Source organism: Nitrospirota bacterium, from assembly GCA_015233895.1.
Lineage (GTDB): Bacteria > Nitrospirota > Thermodesulfovibrionia > Thermodesulfovibrionales > Magnetobacteriaceae > Magnetomonas.
This window is the reverse complement of the sequence record JADFXG010000015.1, coordinates 50597-66189: the sequence shown is the minus strand read 5'-3', so window position 1 is coordinate 66189 and position 15593 is coordinate 50597. Positions and strand designations below refer to the sequence as shown.

Genomic DNA, 15593 nt, shown 5'->3' with positions numbered 1-15593 from the left:
TCATTGTGTCATGCCTCCTTTTTGTTATAACTGATAATATAATTCAGTTAGGCAGTTTCTGAAAATATACTTTCCAAAAAATGCTCTCTAATTAGACTTCATGACACAGTTTTTTGAACACTCTCTTTTATGTTTAAGCCGTCTTCATGGGTATTTAGTGTATTACACACTTATGGAGTTGTTTTGTATAGTTATAGCGTTCATTATTTTTGCTATCACATGGAATACTCGCCAGTTTATGGAAAACAGGTATCCACTCGTTATCGGTATATCATATTTTTTTGTTGGAAGTCTTGACACTCTCCACATACTTTCATACAAGGGAATGAATTTGATACCAGGACTAACCACATTCAAGAGAGTAAGTGAATACACAATTTCATTCATTTTAGTTGGCGCCATGTATGCGTTGTATAAAAGCAAAAGATTTTTTGATAAAGATATTTTTAACTTGATAGCAATTTCAATATTTTTCACAATACTATCTGAGCTTTGCTTTACTATCTATGAAGATTTATACAACTATCTGAACGTATCAGGACATATTTTAAAACTTATATCCTACTATTTTATATATAAAGCCGTTGTTGTAGTGGGTTTGAATAAACCCGTTAACCTTTTGTTTAGAAACATCGGTGAGGAGAAAGAGAATTTAAAACAGTTGAATGCCAAAAATAAATGGCTTCTGGATGCATTGGATAATGTTCACGCTTATGTTTACATCAAGGACAAAGAACTGCGATATGTTTATGCTAATCGCCTTACCCTGAATCTATTCAAATGCACACAGGAAGAATTGACAGGTTCCACAGATTTTAAATTCTTTGAATCAGGGACAGTTGAAAAATTTTTAGTTAATGATAAGCGTGTAATTGAAAATGGAGAGACAATTGAAAGCGAGGAGATTACTATCCCTGATAGTTTCGGGAAAAGAGTAGAGTATTGGTCTGTAAAGCATCCTCTTTATGATGCTAACGGGAAAATATGGGGTTTATGTGGTATATCAACCGATATTACAGAACGTAATAAGTTATTTAATGAATCAAAACTTAAAAGCGAAATAGTTACTAATATGGCTGAAGGTGTTGTCCTTATCAACACTACCGATGGTAGTATTGTGTACTGTAACCCAAAATTTGAACAAATGTTTGGTTACAGTACCGGAGAGTTGACAGGTAAACATATATCTATAATGAATGCACCTGCAGAAAAACCACCTGAGGAGACAGCAAAGGAAATACAAGAATATTTAAAAAAATATAACTACTGGATGGGTGAAGTAAATAATATAAAAAAGACTGGTGAAACTTTTTGGTGTTATGCAACCGTTTCGACATTCAACCATCAAGAATACGGAAATGTATGGATATCAATACATACTGATATCACCGAACATAAAAAATCAGAACAAGAAATCCTTTCAATTAAGCAGCGTCTTGAATTAGCAAAACAGTCCGCAAATCTTGGGATATGGGACTGGGATGTTACCAACAACATAATGACCTGGGATGACAAGATGCTTGAACTCTACGGTCTTACGTGGGAAACATTTCCGGGAGGTGTTGAGGCGTGGCAAAATGGCCTGCATCCTGAGGACCGTGATATAATCGTTGAACAGTGCAACGCTGCGCTAAGAGGCGACAAAGAGTGGGATACAGAATTTAGAGTATTACACCCCAACGGGACACTAAAATATATAAAAGCTAATGGTATGGTAATCCGGAACTCTGAGGGAACCCCTATCCGTATGCTTGGAATAAACTATGATATTACCGAGCGTAAGATTAAGGAGAAACAGGAACAATACCGCAGTTATACCATGCTATCCACCTTTATAGACAACATCCCGGATATGGCATGGATTAAAGATGTGAATGGTCAATTCGTTATTGTCAATAAGGCATTCGGTATGGCTGTTAACATGCCTATCGATGAAATAATTGGAAAAACAGATTTAGACGTCTGGCCCAGTGAGTTTGCAGACAGATATGTTTTTAATGACATGTTTATTATTGTGGGAAGGATGAGAACTTGTATAGAAGAGATATATGTGGATGCAAAGGGACAAAGGCATCAAGTTGAAGTCATCAGGACACCATATACTGATGAAAATGGCGTAATCATGGGTACCGTAAGCATAGCCCACGACATCACTGAGCATAAACGCCTGGAGGAGGCACTCCGCACCGAGATAGATGCTCGCCGTATGGCTGAAAAAAGATTGGGTCTGTTATTAGATGCAACCTTTGAGGGGGTATCCATTGCTGAAAATGGGCGAATTATAGATTTCAATAAACGGCTTGCCGAAATGTATGGTTATGCTCCCCAGGAGGTACTTGGCATGTTAGTGTATGACACTGTTACACCACAATACCGTGAGGTAATAATGAAGAATGTCTCAGAGGGATATGATAAACCATACGAGTTGGAGTGCCTGAAAAAGGACGGGACTATAATAAATGTTGAAGTATGCGGCAGGAGCCTCGAACATGAAGGGCGTAAAATTAGAATGGCAGCAATACGAGATATCACGCAACGTAAGAAAATGGAGAAAGAACTAAAAACATTAAATGAACATCTCATGACTCAGGTAGTAGCAGGAATTGAAAAAATCAGAACCCATGAACAGATGTTGATTCAACAATCCAAGATGGCGTCTATGGGGGAAATGATTGGATTAATAGCACACCAATGGAAACAGCCACTTAACGCTGTAGGACTAAAAATACAGGATTTAAGAGACGCATATTCCTACGGTGAAGTTGATGATAGATATGTTAATGATGTAGTTAGTTGTATAATGGATCAAGTTAATTTTATGGCAAAAACGATAGATGATTTCAGAAACTTCTTTATACCGTCAAAAAATAAAGTCACTTTCGATGTAAAAACAATCATAGAAGAACTACTTTCAATGTTTACAAATATTTTTAGCAAAAGTGATATCAATATTTCCATAAAAGCTGAACAACAGCCAACACTGTCTATTGACGGTTATCCAAATGAGTTTAAACAGGTAGTCCTCAACATATTAAATAACTCAAGGGATGCGATAGTTTCAAGAAAGAAAATTTCTCATGAAACACACGGGATTATAGAAATAAACATATATAATAATGAAGACAAATCCAGAGTTATAGTTTCAATAAGGGACAACGGTGGTGGAATACCGGACGATGTAATAGAGAAAATATTTGAACCCTATTTCACAACTAAAGAAACAGAAGGCACAGGTATTGGACTGTATATGTCAAAAACTATTATAGAGACGAATATGGGTGGAAATCTTACTGTCAGAAATATTGATGGTGGTGCTGAGTTTTTAATAAGTTTAAAAATGATTAGTAATACAGATGGAACCACATGATAAAAGAACAGAATCACTCTTTCCTGATTTAAGTCACCTTATCCAGCAAATTAACATTCCACGGGCCGCCAAGGGCTTTTATTAAAAGCACACTGTTTGTAATTAAGCGGCCTGAAACATCAGCAGCAGTTTTTTTGTTATTAAGCTCTATGGACTGGACGGCAATCAGGTCAACATAACTGATTATACCGGCTTTGTACTGATTAAGGGCAACGGCTGTAGAGGCTTCTGAGGCCTTTACTGCCGCATCCAGTGCTTTTTGCTCAGCAGTAAGGATATCAATTGTGGACAGAGAGTCCTCTACCTCCTGAAATGCAGTAAGCACGGTTTGTCTGTACTGAGCAACAGTGGCATCATAAGTTGCCCGTGCCTGTTCGGTAAGCGACTCTCTGAGCCCGGCACTAAATATGGTTTCTGATAAAGACATTCCAACCGCCCATATACGGCTTGGCCAGGTCAACAGGTTAAGAATTGCCGAGCTTCCATATCCTGCACTTGAAGTAAGTGTGATGGCAGGAAAAAACGCTGCCTCGGCAGCTCCGATTTGTGCGTTTGAAGCGGCAACCCTCCGTTCGGCAGCAGCGATATCGGCTCTGCGTTCTAACAGCTCCGATGGTACACCAGCCGGAATAACAGGTGCTGAGGTTTTTAGTGGGGTAATTGGAATAGAAAAAGACGATGCCGGCTTGCCCATAAGCAATGCTATTGCATGTTCGAGCACAGATCGTTGCACGCGTAAGTCTATGGCCTGAGCAATGGTTGTTTTCAGCTGAGTTTCGGCATGAAGTACATCGGATTTAGAGACTACTCCGCTTTCATAACGGTTTCTTGTAATCTCTAGCGTTTTTTTATAGACTTCAACTGTTTCATCAAGCAGTTGTTTTTGAGTGTCAAGAGTGCAAAGCTGGAAATAGTCCTGAGCGAGTTCCGCATGAGTGCTAAGGCGAAGTGCCTCAAGATCTGCAAAGCTTGCCTGTGCGCTTGCCACATTGGACTCAACTGTGCGCCTGATGCTGCCCCAGAGATCAAGATCCCAACTACCGCTTACTGGCACTGAATAAGCCGACGATGTTGTACCGCCTTTTGATACGTTTTCCGATGACCGCGACCGGCCAGCAGCTGTTCCAAGTCCGACAGAGGGAAAATACCTCGACTTTGCAGAATCCACAAGCGCCCGTGCTTGCCTAAATTGTGCCTCTTTAACAATCAGATTTTGATTTGAAATGCTGACCTCTTTTTCATACTCGTTCAATTGGCTATCGTTAAATACCTCCCACCAGGCGGTTATATTATCAAGAGGCCTGGCGGCTTTTTTCCAGATATTTGCCTCCTTGTAGTCGGTAGGAACTATCGCCTCCGGTTTTACATAATCCTTACCGGCCTTACATGAGGCTAAAAGTATCGGAACGGTTAATAACAAAGATATTATTAAAAAGCCGCTCAATCCGCTACGGTTTATAAAAGATACGATATTATTGGACATTTATCAAACCTCCATTGCTTTTTCACAGAGAAACCCACTTCTCGGCAGTTATATCACAGCCAACTAAATCCTCTGCCTCCTTTAGCATCATTCTCAATTGTGCCACTGAATAATCAGTATTAGTTGGTATTGTCAACCGCCTCTTATCATAGACCATAAACTGATGCCGGGAACCGGAATAAGGCCCTTTAAAACCAATTTTCATCAACTTAAAGATAAAATCTTTCCGTTTACAGGGCGCCCACTTTGTCACAAGAAGGTTCCTTGTTTAAATCAATCCCACAAATTACAGGTAATTCGTGATTCATTTTTAGCCCAACGTAGATCCAATCTTCTAAAGTGCTGCGAAGTTCACTTTCACACTCTCTCAAAGTTGTCCCAAAAGCAATCACACCTGTACATAGCGGAATCCGTCCTGAGAAACTGGCATCCTCAAGTTTGTCATACACGGCATTCTCTAAGGCGCCCTCGATGTAATCGGTTATTACATAATGTCTCTGCATCGCATATCTCCCTTAATGTCCCTTAAATTATCCACTTGACTATTATAACACATACTGTAAAGTTGAATGAAGCTAACGCAAAAATCTTCTTTGGCAGCTTTACCTTTACGGAGCTTTTCGTGTAAAGTATAAGGTGTGATACAAAAGTCACAGCTAGAAAGGGCTATGACTATAAACTAAAGGAGAGAGAAGAATATGGGGTGGTTCAATGATTTGATATTAAAAAGAAAATTTACGGTTACCTTTGGCGTGTTGTTTTTACTTTCGCTAATTACACTGGGGTTTACTCTTTCACAACTTAAGACGATGAATGACAACTTACGGGAGATAGTTAACGAGCGGTATGAGAAACTGGTAAAACTTAACTCTGTCGAAAAAGAAGTGCTGGCCATCGCGCAGTACCTCAGAGACATAATCATTGTTGATGACCCTAAAAAAGCAGATGAATACATTAATAAAATAAGGACTTTACAGAGTAAAATATCAGAGGAGCTGGATTATCTTGATAAAACTATTAAACGTGAGAATGGCAAACAAACATTAAGGGATATAAAAGAGGCAAGAGATAAATATATCCAGACCAGAGAGGAGCAATTTAAGGCTCTCCAAAGCGGTAACAAGGCATTAGCCACAGAGTTGCTGCAGACAAAAGTAAATACCGTACAGGAGGCATATATAAAAGTGCTGGATGCCGGTATTGCCTATCAACGTAAAACCATAGAAGCCTCCCTTAAAGATGCTGACAGTGAATATGTAAACTCAGTAATAATATCAATAGCCTCAGGGTGTGTCTTTCTTGCATTTGTAATAGTTTCATTATTAATGCTGACAAAGAGCATAATCGTACCTCTGCACGAGGGATTGTTATTAGCGGAGGCGATTTCCAGGGGCGATCTGTCACAGACTGTGCACACAGAAGGTAAGGATGAGGTAGGCATTTTGATGCGTGCCCTTGAAAAGATGCGGCTAATTCTCTCCGATAACATAACAATGATTTCAACATCTGCAAGCCAGTTGGCCTCAGCATCAACTGAGCTTTCTCAAACAGTCCAAAAAATGTCCTATAGTATTAAAGATCAGTCGGATAAGACATCTCAGGTAGCAACAGCATCAACTGAGATGTCTCAAACAGTAACGGATGTTGCAAGGAATGCAACAAGCATTTCAGCATCAGCATTGGAGACATCAACAATAGCTAAAGACGGGGCAGGCGTGGTAACACATACGGTCAGCGAGGTAGAGGGAATAGCAAAAACTGTATCAGAGTCGGCACAATTAATAACATCGCTGGGGGACCGCTCCAGACAGATAGGGGAAATAGTCAGTGTTATTAAAGACATCGCAGATCAGACAAATCTCCTTGCACTAAATGCAGCCATAGAGGCAGCGCGTGCCGGAGAACAGGGACGCGGCTTTGCAGTGGTTGCTGATGAGGTAAGAAAACTTGCTGAAAGAACATCTAAAGCGACTACAGAAATTGGCGATATGATAACTGCCATTCAAAGAGAGACCAACCAGGTGGTGACCACTATGAATGAAGGTTCACAGCGGGTGGTTAACGGCGTGGAATTGGTTAACAAGGCAGGGGATTCACTTAAGAGCATAGTTGAGAGCGTTGATGGCTTACAGTCAATGGTACATCAGATAGCATCGGCTACTGAGGAAATGTCTCAGGTGTCTGAGCAAATAACCAATGATATTGAAATCATTGCAAACGTATCCAGGGATACCACTCTCAGTGCCGCACAAATAGGCGAGGCCTCTGATGATCTTGCTAAATTATCAAACGATCTGAAGTCCGTTACGTCACGGTTTGTCGTAGAGGGAGGACACCATAGCGGCAGTACACAAAGGATGTTAAGGTAAATTTAGGGAAGGAAATACTTTTTCAGAAGCTCGAGTCTGTCTTGTGCCTCTTTAACAGTTGCTCCGGCTGTGGAAAAATAGTATTTAATTTTAGGCTCCGTTCCTGAGGGTCTTATGGTTACGCTCAGATCGCCTTTGAACTGCAAAGCTAAGACATTAGATTTCGGAAGCCCGTCAAGTCCAGGTAAATAGTCCTTAACACAAAATAATTCCAAGTTGGGGGGAGGATTTTTCAGGCCGCTACGGTATGTTTGCATGAGGGTCTCCATCTGTTCCATACCCTCTTTTCCTTTCATCGTTACCGCAGACAGCGCCTCAAGATATACACCGTGTTTTTCGTAAATTTCATGCAACCTCTTTAAAATCGAGCTTCCCTTTGACTTATAATAAGAGGCCATCTCACAAATCAGGCTTGCCGATACCACAGCATCCTTATCCCGTGCGTATGTGCCGCGCAGGTATCCATAGGACTCCTCACAACCAAAGATAAAGTCTGAGTGTGGGTTTTTATGTATCCACTCTCCGATGTACTTAAAACCGGTCAGCACAGACACACACATAACTCCGTAACTATCAGCTATTTTCTCTATCAGGGTGCTGGTTACAATTGTTTTAATAACCGCTGCTTTTTTAGTATCAATTGAACCAGCAAGAGCTGCCAAAATGTAATCGGTAAGGAGCACTCCAACCTGGTTTCCGTTAAGAAGTACAGTGCCTCTACCGTCTATATCCCTTACAGCAACCCCTATGCGGTCGCAATCAGGATCTGTGGCAAGAGCAATATCCGCTCCAACTTGCTCCATAAGTGCAAGCGCCATTTTAAATCCCTCCGGCTCCTCCGGGTTTGGAGATGATACGGTTGGGAAATCGCCATCAGGCTTACTTTGCTCTTTAACTACGTGTACGTTGGTAAATCCCCGTCTTTTCAACACCTGCGGGATTATGGAGTACCCAGCTCCGTGAAGCGGCGTATAGACAATCTTAATGTTGTCTGCTACGGCTCTTACCGATTGTTTTAACACTTCTTTAATGTAGAAATTGTCAATCTCAGTGCCAATTAACTCTATCAAACCGGATTTTACGGCACTGTCGAAGCCAGCACCAGATTTAACCTCAGTAACGGCAGTTATTTTCCTTACCTCGGTGATTATGTTTTTGTCATGCGGCGGGGTAATCTGTCCCCCGTCTTCAAAATAAACTTTATAGCCGTTATACTCAGGCGGATTGTGGGAGGCAGTAATACAAACACCGGCTTTAGCATTTTTAAATCTCACGGCAAAAGACAACTCAGGCACTGGCCTTACGGCATCAAACAGATACGCTTTTATTCCGTTTGAAGCCAGCACAGTGGAGGTTTCCTCTGCAAATTTTGAGGAATTGTTTCTGCTGTCATACCCAATAACAACACCTCTTTCTGCACCGTCTGCAAATGATAATATGTAGTTAGCAAGCCCCTGAGTGGCCATCTTGACAGTGTAAACATTCATGCGGTTAGTGCCTCCGCCCATCACTCCTCTGAGCCCGCCGGTGCCAAAGTCAAGCGTTCTGTAGAACCTTTCGGTAAGCTCAGTAAAATCCATGGCGTCAATCAGAGCCTGAATCTCCCGCCTCGTGTCCTTATCAAAGACAGGGCTTGATGCCCACTGTGAGGCTAACTTAAGAATCTCTTCCATATCTTTGCCCTCGCTTAGTGTTAGACAATTGAATTAGAATTAGAATAACATTTTTATGGCAATTGTTTAAAAGCATAGTACAGGACTCCAGTACCTATAGAGACAGCCCTAAGGGCGATATATAATGGAGAGAGCAGTCCAGTTATCATATCTTTTCTTAAAGAAAAAAATGTTAAAGGCAAAGTTGAGGCCAAAAAACCAAAAAACGAAACTAAAACAACAAAAATAGTTGGTAAATCTAAATAAGTATCCCAAAAGAGCGGAATAAGCGGTAATGAAAACACCGTGCTAAAAAGCGCCAGTATTTGAATTTTCAGGGTTTGGGGCGTGTAGGTGTCTTTTACCATTTTCCCGGGAAACCTCTTATAAACAGCCATTCTCCAGTACCCGCGCCAAAATTTCAGTTTAGCATATCGTAAAACCGAATCAGGATGCCCAAGGTGGTTAACAATCGCATCCGGATTAAAAACCATTTTTAGGCCCATGCTTGAAAGCTTATACGAAAGCTCTGTGTCTTCGTTGTTTGCTACAGGAAATGACTCATCAAAGCCGCCTGCGCTGTCAAACACATCCTTTAAGAATGCTGCCGAATATGTATCTATCATGTCTATTGAGGGGGCTTTTTTAAGCATTTCGTAACGCTCTTCAAACTCAATCTGAGCAAACCGCGCCGTAAGTGACTTAAGAGGGGTCCGGTAGGCCCCTTTTACGGCTTTTACCTCTGAATCAGAAAACGGTTTTAACATCTCCCCTAACCACTCCGATGTCGCCACGCAATCGGAATCCGTAAACAGGATGATTTCACCTTTAGCCTCACTTGCTCCCAAATTTCTGGCAGATGCAGGGCCCCCGTTTGGTTTGCTAACATACCTTACCGGAAGTGTTTGGACAATCTCCCCGGTTTTGTCCGTTGAGCCGTCGTCAACGACTATTATTTCGTAATCTTCTTTGCTAAAACTCTGCTCTGTAAGCGCCGTTACGCAGTCTTTTATTGTCTTTTCGGCATTAAAGGCCGGCACTATCACGGATGCTTTCAACATCTCTACAGTTACACTCTGTTTAATTGGGGATATCCGAACCCTTTATCAGATATTTAATAAATGTGCGGGCTGATTTCACCGTGCGTTTTCTTTCCTCCGGGTCATTAAGCACCTGCCGGAGTTTATAAAACATATAGTCAGGACGCAGATAAAACTGCCGTCTGGCATTGTCGCAGAAGCGAACGAGCTCTGCAGAAGTTAAACTCTCCGTTCTGATTACCGTATTATGAAGCCCGGCGGGAGTGAGCCACTTTGAAAAATCATCGGTAGTTATATAACCTCTGTCGTCAAACCACTTAAAAGCCTCTGTGCCAGGATAAATCATCATAGGGTAAAACTGTACGGTGTCCGGGTTTAACCTCTTAGCTAGCTCAAGGGTTTCGTTCATTGTCTTTTTTGTCTCACCAGGGAAACCCACCATAAAGCAGCCATGAACCAGAATCCCCGCTCTGCGGGCATCCTCCATGAAAGCCTCAGACTGCTCAATTGTTATCTTCTTTTTCATATTATCAAGCAACTCCTGGCTACCGCTTTCAAATCCCACACATAAACACCTGCAGCCGGCCTCTTTCATCCTCCGCATTGTTTCATAATCAATAGTTGCACGGGCATTAGCGGTCCACGAAATATTAATTCCACGTTTTATAATACCCTCTGAAATTTCAACACAGCGTTTTTTGCTTATTGTAAATGTGTCATCTTCAAAAAACACGGCCCTTGCTTCAGGGAAATTCTCAACGATGTATTGCATTTCATCAAGTACGTTACTAACGCTACGCATCCTGAGCCGGTGTCCCATAACCGTCTGCGGATACACACAGAACACGCACTCGTGAGGGCATCCACGGGTTGTGGTAATTGTCACCATTGGGTACAGAGCGTTAGGGTTAAAGTAGTGTTCTATATTTAAGAAACGTTTATAAATTGGGCTTACATGTGGCAGACTGTCAAGATCCTCCAACGGCTGGCGGCATGTGGTAAATATGAATTTTTCCTTATGCCGGTACGCTACCCCTGGTACATTAAACGGAGTCTGGTACTCCATCAGTGCCTTTGCAAGCTCAGAAATTGTGTTATCGTACTCTCCGATTGCCACCGCATCAATTGAGTCATTGAGGTTAAGGCACTGCTCAGGCATAGCCGAGACATGAGTGCCAACAAGGATTATAAAGCTGTTTGGCAGTGCAGCCTTTATCTCCTTACAAAATTCCGAGTCATTGTGTATGCTTGGCGTGCTTGTGTCAACTACGATAAGAGCCGGCACAAAGTGTTTAAGTCTCATAAGGACATCCTGCCGTGAGGTGCCGGCAGCCGGGGCATCTATCAGATCAACAACAAAGCCCTCCCTGTCTGCCAAAGCACAGGCCGCAGCAAGCCACATAGGAAAGTACAGAGTGCCGCTTTTGGTCACTGCCGGGCTTCTCTGCGAACGCGAAAACTTCTCTAAATACGGCGGATTTAAAAAAGCTATTCTGAATTTTTTCATTTTTATAGTTTCCTTATAATGTTATCGTATTGTCTGATTTGCTCAGACATAAACCCTAACTTTCCGTGAAAATCTATAGCCCTTTCAGGACATGTAGAGTAGCAGTAAAGACATTGAATACATCCTGGGGGCGACGATGCGCCGGCTTTTGATAAACTCTCCGGCAGCTTTATATCAAGCGGACAGTAATCATTACACTTACCACATTTTGTACATGCTGACTCATTAAGGGAAAGACCATCCCAGTGCATTTCATCCTTTATAAACACGTCCTGTCTAAGCCCTGTAGCAAAGAGAATCTTACCAAAAAACTCTGTCTGGCACAGGTAGTTGAAAAATGCGGTGTTTCTTATAGCAAGAAAATACTTTTGTCTCTTTGGGTGGTGAATGAAGGTTGCAATAGGGCCAGCCTCCGGAGGTTTTAAGGAGTATGTATCAGCAAATTTGTAATTATTTACAAAATCAAAATGCTCTTGAGTGATGATGTTGCGTTTGATTGCATTTTGAATGGGGCCAATCTTTTTTATATTAAATGACGCAAATTTTGCCATAAGAATATCAATTAAAAACGGGTCTGTTCCAAAAAACACATTGCCTGTTTTAATCGGAGTTCCACGCGTGGGGCCTAAGCCCTCCATTGCTATGACGGCATCTACGATGTGCAAGTGGGGTTTGAGAGCAAGGTTAAGATTTACGATGTTTTCGGAGAGTGAGGCATGAGTTTTCTTTTTGTTAGGCTGCCCAACGAGACATCCCATCAGGTTTTTAAGGCAGACACTCATACCGGCTTCAAAATGGGTTTTTAGCTTTGGCATGTTGATAAACAATGCTGCCTCCTGGCACTCCCTTGCAACTCCTGCCTTAATTCCTTTTGAAAACTCTATGTTAACAGTTTCAGAGTAGTTAAAATCCTTAATCCTGACCCCGTAGAAGGCAGCAAGTTTGTCATAGTAGAGCCTCTCTATTACACTGATGTTACTTCTGTAAAACCCGCTGTTTGTGCCCTCCCCTATCGTTATATCCAAAAATCCGTTATCTTTCAGAAACTCGATGACTGAAGCAATCACTCTGAGGTCAGTTGTGTTACCGGTTAGAGCGTTCATGTTGCTGTTAAGATTTGGCTTTATCAATATGGGGGCACGTTTATCGTTTGGAAAGATTTCGGCATATTTTGTACTAAGGGTTTCCTTAATACCGGTTTTAAGTTCCTTTACCGTTTGCGCTTTAAGGGAGTCAAACCTAAGCATTTTGCCGCCCAACACCAAGTTCGTTTAAAAGACTTTCCACGGAGTTAACCACGTCCTCTACGGTAATGCTTTTCATACAGGCATGATAGTGGCCAATGTGACAGGAATTTTCATCGCATTTGTACCGGCACTGGAATTCACTCTTTTCTACTACACAGTGAATGTTGCCGTAGGGGCCGGTTTCAACGCTTTTAGAAGGACCAAATATGGCAACTGTAGGCACTTTCATAGCCGATGCCACATGAAGCGGTGCGCTATCGTTACAGATAAAGAATTCCGATTGTTTCAGTACCCAGGCAAACTCCCTGATATTGAGGCGCCCTGTCAGGTTTGCCACTTTGTGTGTCATCTGTGAAACTATCTCCCCTACCAACCTTACATCATCTTTTGATGCCGCTATTACCGGATAAATCTTTAATTTATCTATCAGTGTATCATATAATTTTGCATACTGTTCTGTAAACCACCTTTTAAGAGGGAGACGGGCTCCGGGATGAAGGACTACAAACGGGGTTTTAATCTTATTATCTTTAAGTATTTGGGCGACCCGTTCTTTTTCCACGTAGGTAGGATAAATAGCCCAATCTACGGAGTTTACATCAGCACCAAGATGTCTGGCTATATCAAGATGGTATTGTACCTTATGTTTAAGGTTTTCATAGGGTACGACATCAGTAAGGAGGTATCCGCCACCACCCACACCATAGCTTACCGTGTGCTTAGCCCTGATGGGTGTGGCAATTAACAGGATTTCCCTGATGTCAGCCCGTGCTTCTATTACAAGGTCGAAGGAGTGTTTTCGTATTTCTTTTAAAAAACTAATGTATTTCACCTTTGCTGAGTTATAGAACCAAAACGGATTATAGGTTAGGATTTCATCCAGATGCGGGTTATTTGCCAGTGCCTGAGCGCCCCCCTCAGACGTAAGAAAGGATATTTTAGCATTAGGAAAGTGTTCTTTCAGTGGTTTAATAATCGGTATTGTCATAATGGCATCGCCGATATAAGCGGTTCTGATAATCAGTATTGACTTAACAGCCTGAGGGTCAATTGCAGGCGGCTTGTTAAAAATCTTAAATGGGGTATAAAGCACCCTGCCTACAATATCAGCCGCTTGTGTGACTATTAACTTTTTGCGGTTTATTATCTTATACATAGACTAAGAGATTATACATTTATGACAAAATATGAGCAAGTATTGAATAAAAAATAGTTAAATATTACTATGTTTTTATCTGTTAGTTATTGCAATATGCACTTTTTATAGGATTATGTGATAAACTTAGGGCAGGTAAGCAGTGTGGGATATGGTGAGATAATGGAATAGACTACCATGGTTCAAAAGAAGTTCCCACGGGAACATGTAGTTTTATTTTAAAATCCGCAGGAATAAAGATTGGAGGAATGTCATGATAGAATTAGATTATTCTTTAGTAATTGAGGCCACAAGAGAACATGATTTTTTTGGATTTTGCTCTCCTGATTTAAAAGGATTTACAGGGGTTGGACATTCTGTTGAGGATTGTTTGTATAAAGCAAAATATACAATGAAAGAGCATATAGATTTGCTAATAGAAAAAGGCTTATCTGTACCAGCTAAAAATCCAAATCCAAAAATAGTTATTCAAAACGAACAGACAATGTCTGTAGCTTAAAGACTGGCTCTTTTATGAACACTATAAGAGGATTTACCGGCGTGATAACGCTTTGTTTTTTTCTGTGGTTAATCAGCGAAAATAGGAAAGAGATAAAATTTAGGCCTGTTGCGATGGGAATTTTATTTCAAATAGTTATAGCTTTTCTGGTATTAAAAATATATATTTTCAGGGCTTTTTTTCTTTTTTTGAATAAAATGGTAATGGTGTTAGAGAAAGCGACATTGGCAGGCACATCTTTAGCCTTTGGCTACATTGGGGGCGGGAGGCTGCCTTTTGATGAGAAGTTTCCTGGCGGGTCTTTCATTTTTGCTTTCCAATCGCTCCCTATGGTGCTTGTGATAAGCGCTCTTTCGGCATTATTGTTTTACCTTAAGGTGCTTCCCCTTATTGTCAAAGGGTTTTCTTTTATATTACAGAAGGTGATGAAAGTTGGAGGAGCCGTTGGACTGTGTGCATCTGCCACAGTGTTTGTTGGTATGGTAGAGGCGCCTCTTTTTGTGAAACCATATCTTAAAAACATGTCGCGAGGTGAAATCTTTTCTATAATGACTACCGGAATGGCAACGATAGCGGGCACAGTGATGGTGCTGTATGCAAGCATATTAAGCCGGGTGATGCCGGATGCTCTGGCACAAATCCTGCTCCATTCGATAATAAGCGCTCCGGCTGCTCTGGTCTGCTCTATGCTAATGGTTCCACCGGTTGGCAAGGTTGAAACCGGTGAGTTAGTCCCGCCGCAGATATACAAAAGCTCAATAGACGCCATTGTTAAGGGTACCTCTGACGGAATAGAATTACTGATAAGTATAATAGCCATGCTTATAGTCTTTGTGGCACTTGTTCACCTTGTAAATTTTGGACTCGGAACACTTCCAGATTTCTACGGTAAGCCCGTTACACTTCAGCGTATTTTAGGTATAATTATGGCCCCTGTCGTTTGGATTATAGGGATACCGTGGTCAGAGGCACAAGTGGCCGGTGCACTTATGGGAACTAAAACGATTCTAAACGAGTTTGTTGCCTATATAGACCTTGCTAATCTTCCCAAAGGCGCCCTAAGCCAGCGAAGCACCCTTATAATGTTGTACGCCATGTGCGGGTTTGCAAATCTGGGCAGCCTTGGGATTTTAATAGCCGGCCTTGGCATAATGGCTCCTGAGAAAAAAGATGAAGTCGTTTCCCTCGGTTTTAAATCCATACTAACCGGCACGTTAGCTTCTTGTATGACAGGCTCTGTTATCGGTATGTTTTATTAAATTTAGAAAAACAC

General features: G+C 41.5%; 12 protein-coding genes. 4 read left to right on the top strand and 8 right to left on the bottom strand.

Going from position 1 to position 15593, the window contains the following annotated elements:
• Positions 1 to 100 precede the first annotated feature (100 nt).
• On the top strand, positions 101 to 3367 hold the full coding sequence (locus HQK88_11105; protein MBF0617348.1) for a PAS domain S-box protein: 3267 nt from the start codon (positions 101 to 103) through the stop codon (positions 3365 to 3367).
• Positions 3368 to 3395: 28 nt separating this feature from the next.
• Here HQK88_11105 and HQK88_11100 read toward each other — a convergent pair whose 3' ends face one another.
• The 3 genes from HQK88_11100 to HQK88_11090 are packed head-to-tail and all read right to left on the bottom strand — an operon-like array spanning position 3396 to position 5353.
• Positions 3396 to 4850: an efflux transporter outer membrane subunit gene (locus HQK88_11100; GenBank protein ID MBF0617347.1), complete on the bottom strand. Its 1455-nt coding sequence runs from the start codon at positions 4848 to 4850 to the stop codon at positions 3396 to 3398.
• 22 nt (positions 4851 to 4872) lie between these two features.
• Positions 4873 to 5103, bottom strand: coding sequence for a type II toxin-antitoxin system HicA family toxin (locus tag HQK88_11095; protein ID MBF0617346.1), 231 nt, complete (start codon positions 5101 to 5103; stop codon positions 4873 to 4875).
• Positions 5081 to 5353 carry a type II toxin-antitoxin system HicB family antitoxin gene (locus HQK88_11090; protein MBF0617345.1) on the bottom strand — a complete coding sequence of 91 codons (273 nt, stop codon included), beginning with the start codon at positions 5351 to 5353 and terminating at the stop codon, positions 5081 to 5083. The genes HQK88_11095 and HQK88_11090 overlap by 23 nt, the downstream gene beginning before the upstream one ends.
• A 195-nt stretch (positions 5354 to 5548) precedes the next feature.
• Here HQK88_11090 and HQK88_11085 point away from each other — a divergent pair, with 195 nt between their 5' ends.
• Positions 5549 to 7219: a methyl-accepting chemotaxis protein gene (locus HQK88_11085; protein ID MBF0617344.1), complete on the top strand. Its 1671-nt coding sequence runs from the start codon at positions 5549 to 5551 to the stop codon at positions 7217 to 7219.
• 2 nt (positions 7220 to 7221) lie between these two features.
• On the opposite strand, the gene HQK88_11080 is transcribed toward HQK88_11085, so the two are convergent.
• Genes HQK88_11080 through HQK88_11060 form a run of 5 tightly spaced genes read right to left on the bottom strand, consistent with a single transcriptional unit; the run spans position 7222 to position 13821 of the window.
• Entirely contained in the window at positions 7222 to 8892 is a 1671-nt protein-coding gene (locus tag HQK88_11080) for a phospho-sugar mutase (protein ID MBF0617343.1), read from the bottom strand.
• A 53-nt stretch (positions 8893 to 8945) separates the two neighbouring features.
• On the bottom strand, positions 8946 to 9932 hold the full coding sequence (locus tag HQK88_11075) for a glycosyltransferase (protein MBF0617342.1): 987 nt from the start codon (positions 9930 to 9932) through the stop codon (positions 8946 to 8948).
• A gap of 19 nt (positions 9933 to 9951) precedes the next feature.
• Positions 9952 to 11418 carry a radical SAM protein gene (locus HQK88_11070; protein MBF0617341.1) on the bottom strand — a complete coding sequence of 489 codons (1467 nt, stop codon included), beginning with the start codon at positions 11416 to 11418 and terminating at the stop codon, positions 9952 to 9954.
• A gap of 2 nt (positions 11419 to 11420) precedes the next feature.
• Complete coding sequence (locus HQK88_11065; GenBank protein MBF0617340.1) at positions 11421 to 12665, bottom strand: DUF362 domain-containing protein; 1245 nt, start codon at positions 12663 to 12665, stop codon at positions 11421 to 11423.
• The gene (locus tag HQK88_11060) at positions 12658 to 13821 is read right to left on the bottom strand and encodes a glycosyltransferase family 9 protein (protein MBF0617339.1); all 1164 of its coding nucleotides are present in this window, start codon (positions 13819 to 13821) and stop codon (positions 12658 to 12660) included. The genes HQK88_11065 and HQK88_11060 overlap by 8 nt, the downstream gene beginning before the upstream one ends.
• Before the next feature lie 253 nt (positions 13822 to 14074).
• Here HQK88_11060 and HQK88_11055 point away from each other — a divergent pair, with 253 nt between their 5' ends.
• Positions 14075 to 14320: a type II toxin-antitoxin system HicB family antitoxin gene (locus HQK88_11055; protein MBF0617338.1), complete on the top strand. Its 246-nt coding sequence runs from the start codon at positions 14075 to 14077 to the stop codon at positions 14318 to 14320.
• Between the two features lie 14 nt (positions 14321 to 14334).
• Positions 14335 to 15579 carry a nucleoside:proton symporter gene (locus tag HQK88_11050; protein MBF0617337.1) on the top strand — a complete coding sequence of 415 codons (1245 nt, stop codon included), beginning with the start codon at positions 14335 to 14337 and terminating at the stop codon, positions 15577 to 15579.
• Positions 15580 to 15593 lie beyond the last annotated feature (14 nt).

Excerpts from the sequence above, each read along its gene's own strand:
- HQK88_11105 (MBF0617348.1), top strand. The coding sequence starts at position 101 with ATGACACAGTTTTTTGAACACTCTCTTTTATGTTTAAGCCGTCTTCAT.
- HQK88_11100 (MBF0617347.1), bottom strand. The coding sequence starts at position 4,850 with ATGTCCAATAATATCGTATCTTTTATAAACCGTAGCGGATTGAGCGGC.
- HQK88_11090 (MBF0617345.1), bottom strand. The coding sequence starts at position 5,353 with ATGCAGAGACATTATGTAATAACCGATTACATCGAGGGCGCCTTAGAG.
- HQK88_11085 (MBF0617344.1), top strand. The coding sequence starts at position 5,549 with ATGGGGTGGTTCAATGATTTGATATTAAAAAGAAAATTTACGGTTACC.
- HQK88_11080 (MBF0617343.1), bottom strand. The coding sequence starts at position 8,892 with ATGGAAGAGATTCTTAAGTTAGCCTCACAGTGGGCATCAAGCCCTGTC.
- HQK88_11075 (MBF0617342.1), bottom strand. The coding sequence starts at position 9,932 with ATGTTGAAAGCATCCGTGATAGTGCCGGCCTTTAATGCCGAAAAGACA.
- HQK88_11070 (MBF0617341.1), bottom strand. The coding sequence starts at position 11,418 with ATGAAAAAATTCAGAATAGCTTTTTTAAATCCGCCGTATTTAGAGAAG.
- HQK88_11065 (MBF0617340.1), bottom strand. The coding sequence starts at position 12,665 with ATGCTTAGGTTTGACTCCCTTAAAGCGCAAACGGTAAAGGAACTTAAA.
- HQK88_11060 (MBF0617339.1), bottom strand. The coding sequence starts at position 13,821 with ATGTATAAGATAATAAACCGCAAAAAGTTAATAGTCACACAAGCGGCT.
- HQK88_11055 (MBF0617338.1), top strand. The coding sequence starts at position 14,075 with ATGATAGAATTAGATTATTCTTTAGTAATTGAGGCCACAAGAGAACAT.
- HQK88_11050 (MBF0617337.1), top strand. The coding sequence starts at position 14,335 with ATGAACACTATAAGAGGATTTACCGGCGTGATAACGCTTTGTTTTTTT.